This is a genomic window from Herbaspirillum sp. LeCh32-8 (assembly GCF_017814915.1).
Classification (GTDB): domain Bacteria; phylum Pseudomonadota; class Gammaproteobacteria; order Burkholderiales; family Burkholderiaceae_D; genus Herbaspirillum.
The window spans coordinates 264,582-280,150 of sequence record NZ_JAGIPZ010000005.1 but is presented as its reverse complement, the minus strand read 5'-3'; the positions used below and the strand labels follow the sequence as shown (position 1 = coordinate 280,150).

The 15,569-nt window shown below is 61.2% G+C and carries 13 protein-coding genes; 5 read left to right on the top strand and 8 right to left on the bottom strand.

The features are described 5' to 3' along the window. Positions 1-130: 130 nt before the first annotated feature. The 4 genes from J8I26_RS12020 (at position 131) to J8I26_RS12005 (ending at position 3,046) form a co-directional block, all read left to right on the top strand. On the top strand, positions 131-949 hold the full coding sequence (locus J8I26_RS12020; protein WP_245200272.1) for an alpha/beta hydrolase: 819 nt from the start codon (positions 131-133) through the stop codon (positions 947-949). 61 nt (positions 950-1,010) lie between these two features. After that, positions 1,011-1,424, top strand: a complete 414-nt coding sequence (locus J8I26_RS12015; protein ID WP_209607331.1) for a RidA family protein — start codon at positions 1,011-1,013, stop codon at positions 1,422-1,424. A gap of 40 nt (positions 1,425-1,464) precedes the next feature. After that, on the top strand, positions 1,465-2,133 hold the full coding sequence (locus tag J8I26_RS12010) for a GntR family transcriptional regulator (RefSeq protein WP_209607330.1): 669 nt from the start codon (positions 1,465-1,467) through the stop codon (positions 2,131-2,133). A gap of 40 nt (positions 2,134-2,173) precedes the next feature. Further along, positions 2,174-3,046: a fumarylacetoacetate hydrolase family protein gene (locus J8I26_RS12005; protein ID WP_209607329.1), complete on the top strand. Its 873-nt coding sequence runs from the start codon at positions 2,174-2,176 to the stop codon at positions 3,044-3,046. Positions 3,047-4,345: 1,299 nt separating this feature from the next. Here J8I26_RS12005 and gloA read toward each other — a convergent pair. Then, a complete protein-coding gene (gene gloA, locus J8I26_RS12000; RefSeq protein ID WP_209607328.1) occupies positions 4,346-4,717 on the bottom strand; it encodes a lactoylglutathione lyase in 372 nt (123 codons plus the stop codon). A gap of 115 nt (positions 4,718-4,832) precedes the next feature. Between gloA and J8I26_RS11995 the strand changes: the two genes are divergently transcribed. Next, a complete protein-coding gene (locus J8I26_RS11995) occupies positions 4,833-6,851 on the top strand; it encodes an acyltransferase family protein (RefSeq protein ID WP_209607327.1) in 2,019 nt (672 codons plus the stop codon). 75 nt (positions 6,852-6,926) lie between these two features. On the opposite strand, the gene J8I26_RS11990 is transcribed toward J8I26_RS11995, so the two are convergent. The 7 genes from J8I26_RS11990 to J8I26_RS11960 all read right to left on the bottom strand — a co-directional run bounded on the left by J8I26_RS11990 (position 6,927) and on the right by J8I26_RS11960 (position 15,258). Beyond that, positions 6,927-7,922 (bottom strand): SprT family zinc-dependent metalloprotease, encoded by a 996-nt coding sequence (locus tag J8I26_RS11990; protein ID WP_209607326.1) that lies wholly within the window; start codon positions 7,920-7,922, stop codon positions 6,927-6,929. Between the two features lie 45 nt (positions 7,923-7,967). Next, entirely contained in the window at positions 7,968-8,717 is a 750-nt protein-coding gene (locus J8I26_RS11985; protein WP_209607390.1) for a lysophospholipid acyltransferase family protein, read from the bottom strand. Positions 8,718-8,840: 123 nt separating this feature from the next. Further along, positions 8,841-9,398: a D-glycero-beta-D-manno-heptose 1,7-bisphosphate 7-phosphatase gene (gmhB, locus tag J8I26_RS11980; protein WP_209607325.1), complete on the bottom strand. Its 558-nt coding sequence runs from the start codon at positions 9,396-9,398 to the stop codon at positions 8,841-8,843. 94 nt (positions 9,399-9,492) lie between these two features. After that, positions 9,493-11,613 (bottom strand): glycine--tRNA ligase subunit beta, encoded by a 2,121-nt coding sequence (gene glyS / locus J8I26_RS11975; RefSeq protein WP_209607324.1) that lies wholly within the window; start codon positions 11,611-11,613, stop codon positions 9,493-9,495. A gap of 85 nt (positions 11,614-11,698) precedes the next feature. Continuing rightward, entirely contained in the window at positions 11,699-12,610 is a 912-nt protein-coding gene (glyQ, locus tag J8I26_RS11970; protein ID WP_209607323.1) for a glycine--tRNA ligase subunit alpha, read from the bottom strand. Between the two features lie 131 nt (positions 12,611-12,741). Further along, positions 12,742-14,292 carry an apolipoprotein N-acyltransferase gene (gene lnt / locus J8I26_RS11965; RefSeq protein ID WP_245200294.1) on the bottom strand — a complete coding sequence of 517 codons (1,551 nt, stop codon included), beginning with the start codon at positions 14,290-14,292 and terminating at the stop codon, positions 12,742-12,744. A 90-nt stretch (positions 14,293-14,382) separates the two neighbouring features. After that, positions 14,383-15,258, bottom strand: a complete 876-nt coding sequence (locus J8I26_RS11960; protein ID WP_209607321.1) for a transporter associated domain-containing protein — start codon at positions 15,256-15,258, stop codon at positions 14,383-14,385. Between the last annotated feature and the right edge of the window lie 311 nt (positions 15,259-15,569).

Here is a 15,569-nt window from a genome sequence, read left to right as displayed (position 1 = left end):
GTATACGATCCTAAAATGGTGAATTTATAGCGTATTTGGTGCGAAAAATTTGATTTCTTATTTGTTTGCATATTTTATGCAGATTGTATAAAGTGCGAAAACTTTCTGGATTTTTAGCGAGCAAGAGGAGATGGTGGAACGCAAAACAGCCCGCTTCGAGGGCATGACGGTGAGCTACCTGGAGGGCGGGCAAGGTGAGCCATTGCTGCTGTCCCACGGGTCAGGTCCAGGCGCCTCCAGCGTAGGAAATTGGCGATTGCTGCTACCCCTGCTGGAGCAGCATTTCCACACTATCGCTGTCGATCTGATTGGCTTCGGCGAAAGCGAGCGCAAGAAAAGCGGGCCTTACTTCGATCTGGACCTATGGTCTCGACAGCTGTCGTTCGCCCTCAACCTGTTCCGAGAAGATCAGGTCAATGTGTTAGGGCATTCGCTGTCCGGTTACCTGATGCTGCAGCTGGCGTCGCGCGATCGCCGAGTCAAGAAGGCCATGGCGACCTGCTCGATGGGGAATTCATTCCCCATTAATGAGCACATGCAACGGATTTGGAGCTTCCCTCCGACCCGTGAAGCGATCCGCCAGGCCGGCGAATCCCTGGTTTGGGATCTATCGGTGCTGAACGACGAATACATCAGCGGTCGTGAGCGCGTACTGCATGGCGGAGATTATGACCAGTACTTCGAGCAGCTCTTCCAAGGCGATAAGCAACTCTATATTGACGCCGCTGTATTGACGGACGCTGAGATCGCAAACATTGCATGTCCCGTTCTGCTCGTGCATGGCCGCAATGATCTCCCGATTCCGTTCAGCCATGGCGTTGAGCTGGCAGAACGCATGCCATGGGCGGATTTCATCGCGCTGGCGCGATGTGGTCATTCTCCGGCGCTAGAGCAGACCGCACGTTTAGCCCAGATTACCAAAGATTTTTTCATGCCTGAGGGTTGCTGAAATCGTTCAACAATGCCTCCAACATTGGGGTTGGCGCCCTTAACCAACGAGAGACCAAGCTATGACCAAGCACGTTACTTATGTGAATCCAGAAGGCGCTGCCCCTGCGCAAGGCCTGTATTCCCACGCTACCAAGGTGGAAGGTGGCACGCTGTTCTACATCGCCGGCCAACTGGCCGTTGCAGCCGATGGCTCCGTCGCCGGCAAGAACGACTTCAAGGCGCAATTCAAGCAAGTGTTCGATAACCTGGGCGACGTGCTCAAGGGCATGGGCCTGACCTTCAAGGACATCGCCAAGTTCAACACCTACCTGGTGCACTCCCAGGACATCGATTCCTTCATGAAGCTGCGCGCTGAGCTGTTCCCGAAGCTGTGGGAAGACGGAGTGTTCCCGCCGAACACTCTGCTGGTCGTGGACCGTATGGTCAAGGAAGACTTCCTGCTGGAAGTCGAGGCTGTCGCCGTCAAGGCCTAACTTGGGCATAGCCAGGCTGCGGCCAAGTGCGTGAACGAAGATGAATCCCAATGAGCCACTTCCCCTTCCAGAGATCGTGTACCGGAGGCTGCGCGAAGCGGTTCTAAACGGCGTCTATGCGCCCGGGACTGTGCTTCGGCAAGAAGAGGTCGCAGCCTTACTAGGCGTGAGCAGAAATCCGCTGCGGGAGGCACTCCCGCGGCTGGAAACAGAAGGTCTCGTGATCCTGTCTCCCCGGCGGGGATATGCAGTGGCGAGACTGGAGGCAGATGAAATTCGCGATGTCTTCGGACTGCGGATTTTGCTGGAAACAGATTTGGTTCGCCAGGCAGTTGCAATGCGCACTGAGGTCGATGAACAGCGGCTATTCAAGATTCTAGAAAAATCGTCGGACGCCATGAAAGGTGAAGATCAGGCCAGCCGGATTGCCTGGTTTGATCTGAATCTGCAGTTTCATGATGCCCTGATGCTGCCAGCTAATCGGCCACATCAGCTAAAAGCGTTGTCCAGATCGCGCGGCTTGCTTGAAGCCTATATCCGGATGGAAGTGCGTGTGACAGGGGATCTAATCCAAGCGCAGCAAGAGCATGAACAGTTGGCTGAAGCGTTTATCCGGGGCGATGTCGACTACTTGGTGGACATGACTCGTGAGCATTCAGAGCATACCTGCAAGCGGCTGCTGGCTGGTTTGAACGCCAAGCACCACTGACAGGGCCGGGTGTCCTTACCTTTACTTTGAGAGTACTACTATGAAAATTGCAACCTATCAATTGCACGGCGAACGCTGTGTTGGTGTCGTCTCCGAAGACGGCAAGTCCGTGGCCCCCTTTGCCCTGACCAAGGAAGAAGCCCGCGTGGGCGCCTTGGGCATCATTCAAGCGTTGGCCGCAGGCGGCGCCTATCCGAAGGTTGTGGACAAAGATGCTGTCCTGGTTGCAGATGTGCGCCTGGAAGCTCCGATCCCTGTCCCGCGCCGTAACGTGTGGTGCGTTGGTCGCAACTATCACGCCCACGCCAAGGAACTGTCGGCGACTGTCTTCAAAGACAACAGCACCAAGACCGATGAATGGCCCATCGTCTTCACCAAGGTTCCCGAGTGCGTCGTGGGCCCCTTCGATGAAGTCGAGCTGCCCACCGAAGTGTCCGACAAGATCGACTACGAGGCTGAGCTGGCTGTCATCATCGGCAAGCAAGGCAAGAACATCTCGCGTGGCGACGCCATGAACTACGTCTATGGCTACACCGTCGTCAACGATGTGACCGCGCGTGATGTGCAAATTCGCCACCAGCAATGGGATATGGGTAAGTCTTTCGACACCTTCTGCCCGATGGGCCCGTGGCTGGTCACAGCTGACGAGTTGGACGGCACCAAGTCGCGCGTGCGCTGCTGGGTAAACGAAGAACTGCGTCAAGATGGCCCCGTCGAGAACATGATCTTCGATATCCCGGCACTGATCGAAACGATCTCGCGCGGCATCACCCTCTACCCAGGTGACATTATCGCCACCGGTACCCCTGCCGGCGTCGGCATGGGCATGTCTCCTCCGGTCTACATCAAGTCCGGCGACGTCATCCGCGTTGAAATTGACGGCTTGGGCACCATCGAGAACAAGTTCCGCTAAGCAATGATTGTGTGGCAGTGGAGTGGTCTCTTACTCCCCTCTGTTTGCGCATCCTTCGGGATGCGCTTTTTTTTTGTTGTGATGATAGAACGCCAGATGTGAATATCATCTGATTATTCGCTAGGATGACTTATCCCCGACTTTAGTGGCTAAGGCTGTGGATAACTGATGGCGGTCGGTCTGAATCGCTTGTCGTCATTGCGTTGGAAAGAGGTGCCTACTAATCGAGCATCTGTCGATTATCGCACTGGAAAGAGGCAGAGGGCACCAGCTGCCTAGTAACCAACTGACGCGCACTCATTGCTTCTAGGTCAACATCATGTGTTTGCAACTGGTGTTGACATTGTGATGGTATGCACTTGTAATATTGAAGAGGGGTGATGCGCCAACATCACCCCTCCCATTAGGCGATCAAATCTGCGTTGATAAGATCACCAGTACTGCTTCTCCAAGCAAAAACTGCAGGATTGGAGGAGGTATTTCAACCTCCAATCCTGCACCCTTATACGTCAATTTTATTTTCATCCGTTCTCCATGAAAAAGTCGGGAAGCCTTGCCAATGAAGGCTTCTAGAGTGCCGACTTATTGATGGTATCCCAGGACACTGGTATTCCCAAAGTAACACCGTCTCCTCTTTTCCCTAATTTATTCCCTTCGTATATTTAAATTATTACGGCGGAATACATTTTATTGCGCATGCCGCATCAAAACATCGTGAAGAGCCGCGTTGGCTCTGGTTTGATACCGTACTGAAAATAAAGTCGCATCCGTCGTTGTTAATTCACGACTGATGATGAAAAAAAACGACATGCGATGTCTGTTTTGAAGAGCCGGCTTCAGCACACGAATGCTGAGCGATTTATTGACCAACTAAATCACCATCATTTCGATCAGACGCGAGGATCGCCATCGATGCTTGCGCCTATCGCGGAAGTCCGTGTTCCCTTGTGCTCAGCGATAGAACACTGTTCCCACATCAGAGGGAAAACTATTTATATCTATTTGGTGCATCAAGAGATGGGCGGAGAAATGTGCGCATCGCTGTAGAGCAGGGTAAGTGGCTTTGATTCGGAAGCCTGTGTTTTGTAACGAAGCAGGAGCCGCAGGCTAGCGATCAGGGGAGATGGTGCTGGTGAAAAGACTTTTGATATCGAAAACGGTGGGAGGGATTCTGACCGCGTAGATATGAAAATGGGAGTCAGTGGATTGGCTTCCTGATAGGAAACGCGGAGAGTGTGAGGTATTGCTTGAATTACTGAAGAGGATTGTCGACATCTGAAACTTAAGTGTCGCGGGAATTCAGTGCAAACTTATGAGTACGTCCGGGTCGGCGACAAAAGCGATCACGGTCTTGCCGTGCTTCATTGGGCCGGCTTCGCGCGTGACGGTGCCGCCCTTTTGCTTGACTGCTTCGCAGGCGGCGTAGGCGTCGTCCACTTCCAGCGCGATGTGGCCGTATCCGGTGCCCAGGTCGTACTTGTCGGTGTCCCAGTTGTGGGTCAGCTCCAGCACGGTGTGGGTGCTTTCGTCGCCGTAGCCGACGAAGGCCAGCGTGAACTTGCCATCGGGGTAATCGTTACGGCGCAGCAGCTTCATGCCCAGCACGGTGGTGTAAAAGTCGATGGAGCGGTCCAGATTGCCCACTCGGAGCATGGTGTGCAGCATTCGCATGTCTTGTCCTAAATGAAATGTTGATGCAGGGATGGGCGTCATTATCCCCTATTCGTTGTTTTTGCGCGGTGAGGCCTGAATTCCCACTGCGGAGGCATGTTTACATTGTTTTACAATGACGGCCTCAGCAATATCGCCCGGCATCCACGGCGAAGCCCCATCAACAATGACAAGAAAAGCTTCCGTTTCCCAGGGCGCAGCGTATCCCTCGCCCATCGCCGACTCCACCGCACAGATCCGCCCGGCCGGCATCAGTACGCCCATACCGGGATATCGCGCCGACGTAGACGGCCTGCGCGCACTGGCGGTGACGCTGGTGCTGGTGTTTCACGCTTTCCCGGAATACCTGCCCGGCGGCTTCGTCGGCGTCGACATCTTCTTCGTCATCTCCGGTTTCCTGATCACGTCCATCATCCGCAAATCCCTGCAGGACGGGACGTTCAGCTTCACCGATTTCTACGCACGTCGTATTGCCCGGATCTTTCCGGCATTGCTGCTGGTGCTCGGCACGGTCTACGCGGCGGGATGGTTCCTGCTGCCGGCTGATGAATATGCGCGGCTGGCAAAGCAGATCACGGGCGGCGCAGGCTTCTTCTCCAACTTCGTGTACTGGAAGGAAAGCGGTTACTTCGACGTCGCCGCCGAGACCAAGCCCTTGCTTCACCTCTGGTCGCTGGCCATCGAGGAGCAGTTCTACATCGTCTGGCCGCTGGCGCTGTGGGCTATCGCCGCACGGCGCGGGTTCAGCGCTCGCAAGGCATGGTGGCTGACCGTGGCGGTGGCCGCCGTCTCCTTCGCGCTCAATCTGCGCGGCATCCACGCCCGCAATGACATTGCGGGGCTTTACTATTCGCCGCAAACGCGTTTCTGGGAACTGCTGGTCGGCGCTTTGCTGGCGGCATTGCCGCGCGCCGGAAAGGGCGACTCCGGCAAATGGACAGGTCCGGCCGCGGGCTTGATTTCGGCGGCGGCGGCGCTGGCGATCATCGTGGTCTCATTTCGTCTTTCCAAGGACAGCGACTTCCCCGGCTGGTGGGCCCTGGTGCCGACGGTCGGCGCAGCGGTGATGATCCGTCTCGGATCCGGCGCATGGTTCAACCGCCGGGTGCTGTCGCACCCGGTACTGGTGTGGCTGGGTTTGATCAGCTATCCGCTTTATCTGTGGCACTGGCCCTTGCTGTCCTTTGCCCGCCTGATCACGGGCGCTGCGCCCTCCGGCCTGGCCCGCCTGCTGTTGTTGCTGCTGGCGGTGCTGCTGGCATGGGCCACCAAAATGTTGTTGGAGGACCCGCTGCGGCCATTGCAGCGTCGCGGCAAGATCGTCGCGCTGACGCTGTCGATGGTCGTCATCGGCGGCATCGGCGGCCTGACCGAATACCGGCAAGGTCTGCCCTCGCGTTACGGCATCGTCGAACTGAAGCGCGAAGTCGGCCGCTTCGAGTGCGACGACCGCAAGAAGAACAGCGGTTGCGTATTCGGCAATCCGGCCTCGGGAAAGATCGTGGTGGTCTACGGCGACAGCCATGCCGAACACCTGACCAAGGCGCTCGACGAGACCCTGGGCAAGGACTATCTGTTCTACATGGTGACCAACGGCAGCTGCCTGATGGGCGAGCACGTCTTGCGCCCCGACGTCGGCAACCTGAAGGACTGCACTGCTGCGATATCGAAGCTGCATTCGCTGCGCGGCGAGAAAATCTATGCGGTCATCCGCTCGCAGCGCTGGCATGCCTATGGTGGAGACACTGTACCGGGCGTGCAGAAAATGATGGAGGATGCCATGCTGGCGGGAGGATTACATCCGTCTCGTCTCGTCATCGTAGGGTCGACGGCGGATGTGGCCTATGACTGTGAGGTGTCGAATTACTACGCGATGCCCCTGGTATCAAAGAAGAATTGTGTGGTGATGCCAGACTCTGACTATTACAAGGGCATCAACCACATGTTCATTGACGTCACGCAGAAGATGAAGGTGCCGGACAACGTGCGCTTCGTCTATCCCTACGAAGCCCTCTGTCCGGATGACCAATGCACGATGATCAAGGGCAACGTCTCACAATATTCCGACCAGCATCATATGACCAGGGACGGTGCGCTCAGGGTCATGCCGATGATCGCGCAGGCGTTGAAGTAGGGCAGGCGTAAAGTCGGAAGGCGGCGGCTGTGCGGGAGCGCGTTCGGCGCTCTGCTGTTGATACTACTGCTCGCGTCAGAAGATCGGCAAGGTCTCCGGCGCGCTGTCGCGCAGCGCACGCTTGGCCGTTTCGAATTCCGGGAAGATCGATTGCACCGTGGCCCAGAACTCCGGGCCGTGGTTCATCTCGCGCAGGTGCGCCAGTTCGTGGGCGATCACGTAGTCGACCAGCGGCAGCGCGAAGTGCATCAGGCGCCAGTTCAGGCGGATGCGGCCGTCGGCGGTGCAGGAGCCCCACTGCGTGGTGGCCGAGGACAGCGCGAAGGAGCGGAAGCTCACCCCCAGCTTTTCAGCGTAGATGATCAGGCGTTTGCCGAACAGTTCTTCGGCGCGCGCTTGCAGCCAGCCCTGTACGCGATCCTTCAATTGCTGCTCGCTGGCGTCGGCCGGCAGGCTGACGTTGAGCTCGCGGGTGTCTTCGTCCAGGTGCACCGGCGCGCGCTGGCCGGCGCGGATGCGCAGCGTGATGTCGTTGCCGAGGTAGGGCAGGGTGGCGCCGTCGCGCCATTGCATCTGCGGCTGCAGGCGGCGCGCCGAGCGCTCGCGGCGTTCGTTGAGCTTGGTCAGGATCCAGCGCTGCTTCTCGCGGATGGCGTTCTCGATCTCGGCGATGGTGACCCACTTGGGCGCAGTCACGCGCAGGCCTTCGTCGCTGACCAGGAAACCGATGGTGTTGCGCTTGGAGCGCAGCAGCGCGTAGTCGATGGTGTGTTCGCCCAGCAGGATGCGGCGTTTGCCTTCGGCAGGACGGCCGGCGGGCGGCGGCACCAGCGTGTTGACCGGTGTCGGCGGCGCGGCGATGACCGGCGGCAGCAGCGGCGCTGCATGCACCACCGGCGCCGGCGTCGAGATCAACGGCGGCTGCACCGTCGGCGACGGCAATGCCGGGCCCAGTTCTGCGGGAGCGATTTCAGACGCGGGCGACTCGGCCTGCTCCGGTTCCGGAGCGAACAAATCCATTTGCAGCGAGAGCTGGTTGGGATTGGTCTTGGGTTTGCGAAGCAGTTTCAATGGAGTCGCGGCGTCCTGATATTGCGGTTGGCTATCTGATAAGACTCAAGGCCGTGCAGGATCGCTGGGATCCGCTGCGGCGGCCTGCCGGGGCGCGCTGTTCTTGTATGCGTCCGGCGTAATCACGCGCATCTCGGATTCTATCCAATTTTCGACGCGTTCGTTCAATTCCTGCGGCGTCAGGCCTTCCGGCGAGATCGGTTTGCCGATGGATACAACAATGGTGCCCGGTTTCTTGACGAACGTGCCCTTGGGCCAGTATTCGCCGGAGTTCATGGCCACCGGCACCACCAGGGTGTTGGTCTCCACCGCCAGGCGCGAGCCGCCGGCCTTGTACTTGCCTTGCGAGCCGACCCTGGTGCGGGTGCCCTCGGGGAACATCACGATCCACTGGCCGTCGCGCAGGCGGCGCCGGCCGTGCTCCAGCACTTGCGAGAAGGCGTCGCGGCCTTTGCTGCGGTCGATCGGGATCATGCGCAGCAGCGCGATGCCCCAGCCGAAGAAGGGAATGTAGGTCAGCTCCTTCTTGAACACGAACACCAGCGGGCGCGGCATGTTGATGACGTAGAAGATGGTCTCCCACGCGGACTGGTGCTTGGACAACAGGATCACCGGCGCATCGGGCAGGTTTTCCTTGCCGCGGATCTCATAGCGGATGCCGCAGATGACCTTGGCGGTCCAGATCACGAACACGTTCCAGCGCGAGGTCCACCAGTAGCGCTTGGCATAGGGGAAGGGGGCGGACAGCAGGCAGGCGAACGACCAGATGATGGTGGCCACCGACATCAGGACCATGAACACCAGCGAACGCAAAATCAGGGCAAAGCGCAAAATGCAATCTCCATGCTGCAACAAGCAGCGTGTTGTTGTGGAAGGGACGCGTCGTCTCGCATCAGCATGGCGACGACGGAAGCGTCACTATACTGAAACGTCAACCGGCGATTTCAGAACGAAATCAACGACGGCCGAAAGATCCGGAAACACCAGCGTGCCCGGCGGCAGGCCGCCCTTGGCCTGAGTCTTCTCGCCCTTGCCGGTCAGCACCAGGCAGGGCGCGCAACCGGCTACGTAGCCGGCCTGCAGGTCGCGCAGCGAATCGCCGACGGTGACCACGCCGCCGCGCAGGCTGATGTTGAAGCGCTTGGCGATCTCGTGGAACATGCCCGGCTTGGGCTTGCGGCAGTCGCAATTGTCGTCGGCCGAGTGCGGGCAGAAGAACACGGCGTCGATGTCGGCGCCGGCCTGCTGGGCCGCGCTATGCATCTTCTGGTGGATGGCGTTCAAGGTCTTGATGTCGAACAGGCCGCGCGCCACGCCGGACTGGTTGGTCGCGACCACCACGCGGTAGCCGGCCTGGTTCAGGCGCGCGATCGCCTCCAGCGAACCCTTGATGGGAATCCACTCATCGGGCGATTTGATGAAGGCGTCGGAGTCGTGGTTGATCACGCCGTCGCGATCGAGAATGATCAGTTTCATGCGCTTGGCTTTCTTCTTCCCAGCTTCCCATTATGCAAGCCGCCGCGCAGACCCGGAGGCCATGCGCGGCGGAGCGTTCCCTACACCGTGTCGATCAGGCGGCCAGCTTGGAAATGTCGGCCACCTGGTTGAGCATGCCATGCAGTTCGGCCAGCAACGCCTGGCGGTTCTTGCGCAGCTGTTCGTCGTCGGCGTTGACCATCACGTCGTTGAAGAAGGCGTCGACGTTGGCGCGCAACTGCGCCAGCGCCTTCAACGCACCGGCGAAGTCGCCCTTCGCGTAGGCGGCCTGCACCTGCGGGCGCGACTGCTGCATGGCTGCGTACAGGCCTTGCTCGGCGGCTTCGCGCAGCAGGCTGTCCTGCACCGCGCCGTGGCCGTCGATGGCGACGCCTTCGATTTTCTTCAGGATGTTGGTGATGCGCTTGTTGGCAGCGGCCAGCGCTTCGGCTTCCGGCAGGGCGGCGAAGGCCTTCACCGCTTCCAGGCGCTCGACCACGTTGTCCAGCACTTCAGGCTGTTGCGCCACCACGGCTTCGACTTCGTTCTGGGCGAAGCCGCGCTCGCGCAGCAGGCCACGCAGGCGATCGTAGATGAAGGCCTGCACCTCGGCGCGCGGATCCTTGAAGTTGGCGTTGCCGGCAAACAGCGAAACGGCGGCGTCCAGCAGTGCGGCCAGCGACAACGGCAGACGCTTCTCGACCAGCATGCGCAGCACGCCCAGGGCGTGGCGGCGCAGCGCGAACGGGTCCTTGTCGCCGGTCGGCTGCAGGCCGATGCCCCAGATGCCGACCAGGGTTTCCAGCTTGTCGGCCAGGGCCACGGCGGTGCCGGTGGCGGTGGACGGCAGTGCGTCGCCGGCGAAGCGCGGCTGGTAGTGTTCGGAGGCGGCCAGCGCGACCTCGTCGGCCTCGCCGTCATGGCGCGCGTAGTAGGTGCCCATGATGCCTTGCAGCTCGGGGAACTCGCCCACCATGTCGGTCAGCAGGTCGGCCTTGGCCAGCAGCGCGCCGCGTTCGGCCAGCGCCACGTCGCCGCCCAGCAGACCGGCGATCTTGCCGGCCAGCGCCTTGACGCGCTCGGTGCGCTGCAGCTGGTTGCCCAGCTTGTTGTGGTAGACCACGTTGGCCAGTTGCGGCACGCGATCGGCCAGCTTCTTCTTCTTGTCCTGCTCGAAGAAGAACTTGGCGTCCGACAGGCGCGGGCGCACCACGCGCTCGTTGCCGCCGATGATGTGTTCGGGCTGTGCGGTCTCCAGGTTGGAGACGATCAGGAAGCGCGAGCGCAATTTGCCGTTGGCGTCGGTCAGCGCGAAATACTTCTGGTTGGTCTGCATGGTCAGGATCAGGCATTCCTGCGGCACGGCCAGGAATTCATCCTCGAACTTGCACTCGTAGACCACCGGCCATTCGACCAGCGCGTTGACTTCGTCGAGCAGGCTTTCCGGCATCAGGACCTGGTCGGCGCCGGCTTTTGCCAGCAGCGCGGCGCGGATCTTTTCCTTACGTTCGTTGAAGCTGGCGATGACCTTGCCCTGCGACGCCAGCGTCTCGACGTAGGCGTCGGGCGAGGCGATCTGCAGTGCGCCCTGCGACAGGAAGCGGTGGCCCAGCGTGGTGCGGCCGGCGTCCAGGCCGAGGATGGTCAGCGGCACCACTTCGTTGCCCAACAACGCCACCAGATAGTGCGCCGGGCGCACGAAGTGCACGGTCTCGCCGGCGGCGCGGCCGAACTGGCGCTGGTAGCTCATGACCTTGGGGATAGGCAGCTTGGCGAGCGCGTCTTCCAGTGCGGCCTGCAGGCCGGTGGCCAGCGGCGAGCCCTTGGCGGTGTAGGTGTAGAAGAAGCTCTCGGCCTTGCCGTCCTGCGCGCGTTCCAGCTGGTCGGGCGTGATCACCGCGGCGCCGGTGGAGGCGGCCAGTGCGGCCAGCTTCTTCACCAGAGGAGCGGCCGGGCGGCCTTCTGCGTCCAGCGCCACCGACACCGGCAGCACCTTTTCGCGGATGGATTTGTCCGGCGAGGCGGCGCGCACCTTGGTGATGGACACCGCCAGGCGGCGCGGCGTGGCGTAGGCGGTGGCGGCCGAATCGGCATCGAGATAGCCGCGGCTTTGCAGGCCGTTGAAGATGCCGGCGGCGAAGGCGTCGCCCAGCTTGGCCAGCGCTTTGGGCGGCAGTTCTTCGGTGACGAGTTCTACGAGGAGTGTCTGGTTCATGTTGTCTGTCTTGCTGTCTTGCTCGGTGCGCCCGCCGTCAGGCCGGGCGCCGGTTCAGTCTGTCGGGGGCTCAGTCTGTCTGGGCTTACGCGGCGGCCTTGGGGGCGTCCAGCATGGGGAAGCCCAGGCGCTCGCGCGACTCGAAGTAGGCCTGCGCCACCGCGCGCGACAGGTTGCGGATGCGGCCGATGTAGGCGGCGCGCTCGGTGACCGAGATGGCGCCGCGCGCGTCCAGCATGTTGAAGGTGTGTGCCGCCTTCAGGACCTGCTCGTAGGCCGGCAGCGCCAGCGGCACTTCCATCAGGCGCCGGGCTTCGGCTTCGTAGTTGCTGAACAGCGAGAACAGGAACTCGGTGTTCGAGTATTCGAAGTTGAAGGTCGACTGCTCGACTTCGTTCTGGTGGAACACGTCGCCGTAGGTCAGCTTCTTCTTCGCGCCGTTTTCGGTCCACTCGGTCCACACCAGGTCGTAGACGTTTTCCACGCCCTGCAGGTACATCGCCAGGCGCTCGATGCCGTAGGTGATCTCGCCCAGCACCGGCTTGCAGTCCAGCCCGCCGACCTGCTGGAAGTAGGTGAACTGGGTCACTTCCATGCCGTTCAACCATACTTCCCAGCCCAGGCCCCAGGCGCCCAGGGTCGGGTTTTCCCAGTCATCCTCGACGAAACGCACGTCATTTTGCTGCAGGTTCAGGCCCAGCGCTTCCAGCGAACCCAGGTACAGGTCCAGAATGTTTTCCGGGGCCGGCTTCAACACCACCTGGTACTGGTAGTAGTGCTGCATGCGGTTCGGGTTTTCGCCGTAGCGGCCATCCTTGGGGCGGCGCGACGGCTGCACGTAGGCGGCGCGCCACGGCTCGGGGCCGATCGCGCGCAGGAAGGTCGCGGTATGCGAAGTGCCCGCGCCGACTTCCATGTCGTAGGGCTGCAGCAGCGCGCAGCCTTGGGCGTCCCAATATTCTTGCAGCTTGAGGATGATTTGTTGAAATGTCAGCATCTTGTGAGGTCGCCCGTGGACCGGCGAGGAGGAATTGCTAAAACCTTGAATTTTAGCGTCTTTTGGGCCGTTTGACCCGGTTTCGGGAAGGGGAAAGGGCAGGCGGCCGGGCAGCCGGCCGCCTTGCGGCGTCAGTGCAGGATCCGCGCCGCCTTGTTGCGACCCCAGGCCAGCAGCAGCATCAGCACCGCCAGGCCCACCACCAGCTTGTTGCCCAGCAGAATGTAAGGGGTCTGGCCGCCGTAGCCCTGCACCTTGGCCGTCAGCACGCCCCGGGTGAAGGGCGTCAGCTCATCCAGGCCGCCGCCGGGCACGATCACCGCGGTGGCGCCGGTGTTGGTGGCGCGCAGCATCGGGCGGCCGGTTTCCAGCGTGCGCATCTGCGAGATCTGCAAATGCTGGGGCAGCGCGATCGAATTGCCGAACCAGGCGATGTTGGACAAGTTCAGCAGCACGCTGGCCTGCGGCTGGCCGGCGCGGTAGGCGTCGCGCAGCTGGCCGGCGATTTCCTCGCCGAACAGATCTTCGTAGCAGATATTAGGCAGTATCCACTGATCCTTCACGCCGAACGGCGACTGCACCGGCGCGCCGCGCGTCATGTCGCCCAGCGGGATGTTCATCATGTCGACGAACCAGCGGAAGCCCGGCGGGATGAATTCGCCGAAGGGTACCAGGTGATGCTTGTCATAACGATAAGGCAGCGCCGCCGACTCCGCCGAGGGACCGAAACCCAGCAGCGAATTGGCATACATCTGCGGACCGTCGGTCAGCGGGATCCCCAGCGCCAGGTGGCTGCCGCTGTTTTGCACGAAGCGCAGGATGCGCCCCAGGTAGTCCGGCGGCAGCTGCTGCGGCAGCAGCGGGATGGCGGTCTCCGGGGTGGCGATCAGGTCGGCCGGTTCGGCCGTGATCATCTGCTCGTACATGCCCAGCGTGGACACCAGCGCATCGTTGGAGAACTTCATCTCCTGCGGGATATTGCCCTGCAGCAGCCGCACCGAAATCGGCTGTCCCTGCGGTGTAGTCCACTGCACCTGACGCAACGCCACGCCGGCCACGCATAGCAGCAGCGCCGCGCCCAGCGGCAGGACGATGCGCACTGTGCCGCCGCTGGCGGCCTTGCGGCGTACGCCCAGCCACAGCAGCGCCAGCGCGCCGGCCACCACGGCGGACACCCAGCCCACGCCGTACACACCGCCTACCGCCGCAAAGCCGGCCAGCGGACCGTTGGTGTGGGCATAGCCCGAGATCAGCCAGGGGAATCCGGTGAAGACCCAGCCGCGCGCCCATTCAGACAGCGCCCACAAGGCCGGCAGCATCAGCAGCCCGAGCGTGAGCGTGCCTGACGACCAGCGGCCGCGCAGCCAGCCGGCCAGCGCGGTCGCCGCGCCAGCGTACAGGCCCAGGTATAGCCCCAGCAAGGCCACCGCCAGCGCCGCCATCCACGACGGCATGCCGCCGTAGTCGTGCATGCTGATGTAGAGCCAGTGCACCCCGGCCGCAGCCCAGCCGAACCCGTACAGCCAGCCGCGCAGGAAATGCGCGCGCACGCCGGCCTCGGGGGAGGCGATCACGCCATGGAATAGCCAGGCCAGCGCCAGGATCTGCAGCGGCCAGAAGTTGAACGGCGCGAAGGCCAGCACATTGGCGGCGCCGACCAGCGTCGCCAGCAGCAGCGGCAGCGCGCCTGCACGGCCGCGCGCGGCGGCTTGCCCGCGCAGGCCGGGAGCGTCTTGTGGGAGAGGGGCGTTCACGCGGGGAGGTGCGGAAAATTACTCTTCGTCGGCCGGGGCCGGCAGCTTGGAGACCAGCAGCACGTGCACCTGGCGCGCATCGGCGCGCAGCACTTCGAAATGCAGGCCGTCGATGTCGAACTCGTCGCCCTTGCGTGGCACGCGGCCGACATGGTTGGCGACCAAGCCGCCGATGGTGTCGGCGTCGTCGTCTTCGAGGCGGCAGCCGACTTCTTCGTTGAACTGCCGGATTTCAGTCAGCGCCTTAATGCGCCAGCGCGCGCCGTTGGGGCCGTCCTTCAGGGCCAGTACATTGTCTTCGGCTTCGTCGAAGTCGTATTCGTCCTCGATGTCGCCGACGATCTGTTCCAGTACGTCTTCGATGGTGATCAGGCCGGCCACGCCGCCGTATTCATCGACCACGATCGCCATGTGGTTGCGGTTGGCGCGGAAGTCGCGCAGCAGCACGTTGAGGCGCTTGGATTCGGGAATGAAAATGGCCGGGCGCAGCATGTCGCGCACGTCGAAGCTTTCTTCGGCGTAGTAGCGCAGCAGGTCCTTGGCCAGTAGGATGCCGACCACCTTGTCGCGTTCGCCGTCCACCGCGGGGAAGCGCGAGTGCGAGGTCGACAGCACGTCGGGCATCCAAGTATCGATGGGCTTGCTGATGTCGATGGTGTCCATCTGCGAACGCGGCACCATGATGTCGCGCGCCGCCAGGTCGGAGACCTGGAACACGCCTTCGATCATCGACAGCGCGTCGGCGTCGATCAGATTGCGCTCGTGCGCATCGTGCAGGACTTCGAGCAGTTCTGCCCGGTTTTCGGGTTCGGGGGAAATCAGTGCGGTGAGTCGTTCGAACAGCGAACGGTGGGGTTTAGCGTCAGACTTGACGCTACTAGGGTGATCTTGCATGGCGTTAGGCGTGAGCCCGACGTAGTTTCGAAGAGCCATAGGATACAACAATTATGTGACAAGTCCACTAAACCCCCCGTGCGCCAGTGTCTGTGCGGCTTACGAGCAGATGGCGCCAGTTGCGCGCGGGAAATGGGTTTATCCCCGCCTGTTGCAGCAAGCTCATCCTTTTCATTGCGCATCCTGAGTGCCTCGGGCGCGCCTTGCGTCCAGGCAAAAAAATGCCGGCATCCATGGACGCCGGCAAAAAATACCTCAGGGAAGTCAAACAAAAAACAACTCACTACACAAAACAACTCACTACCTTTACT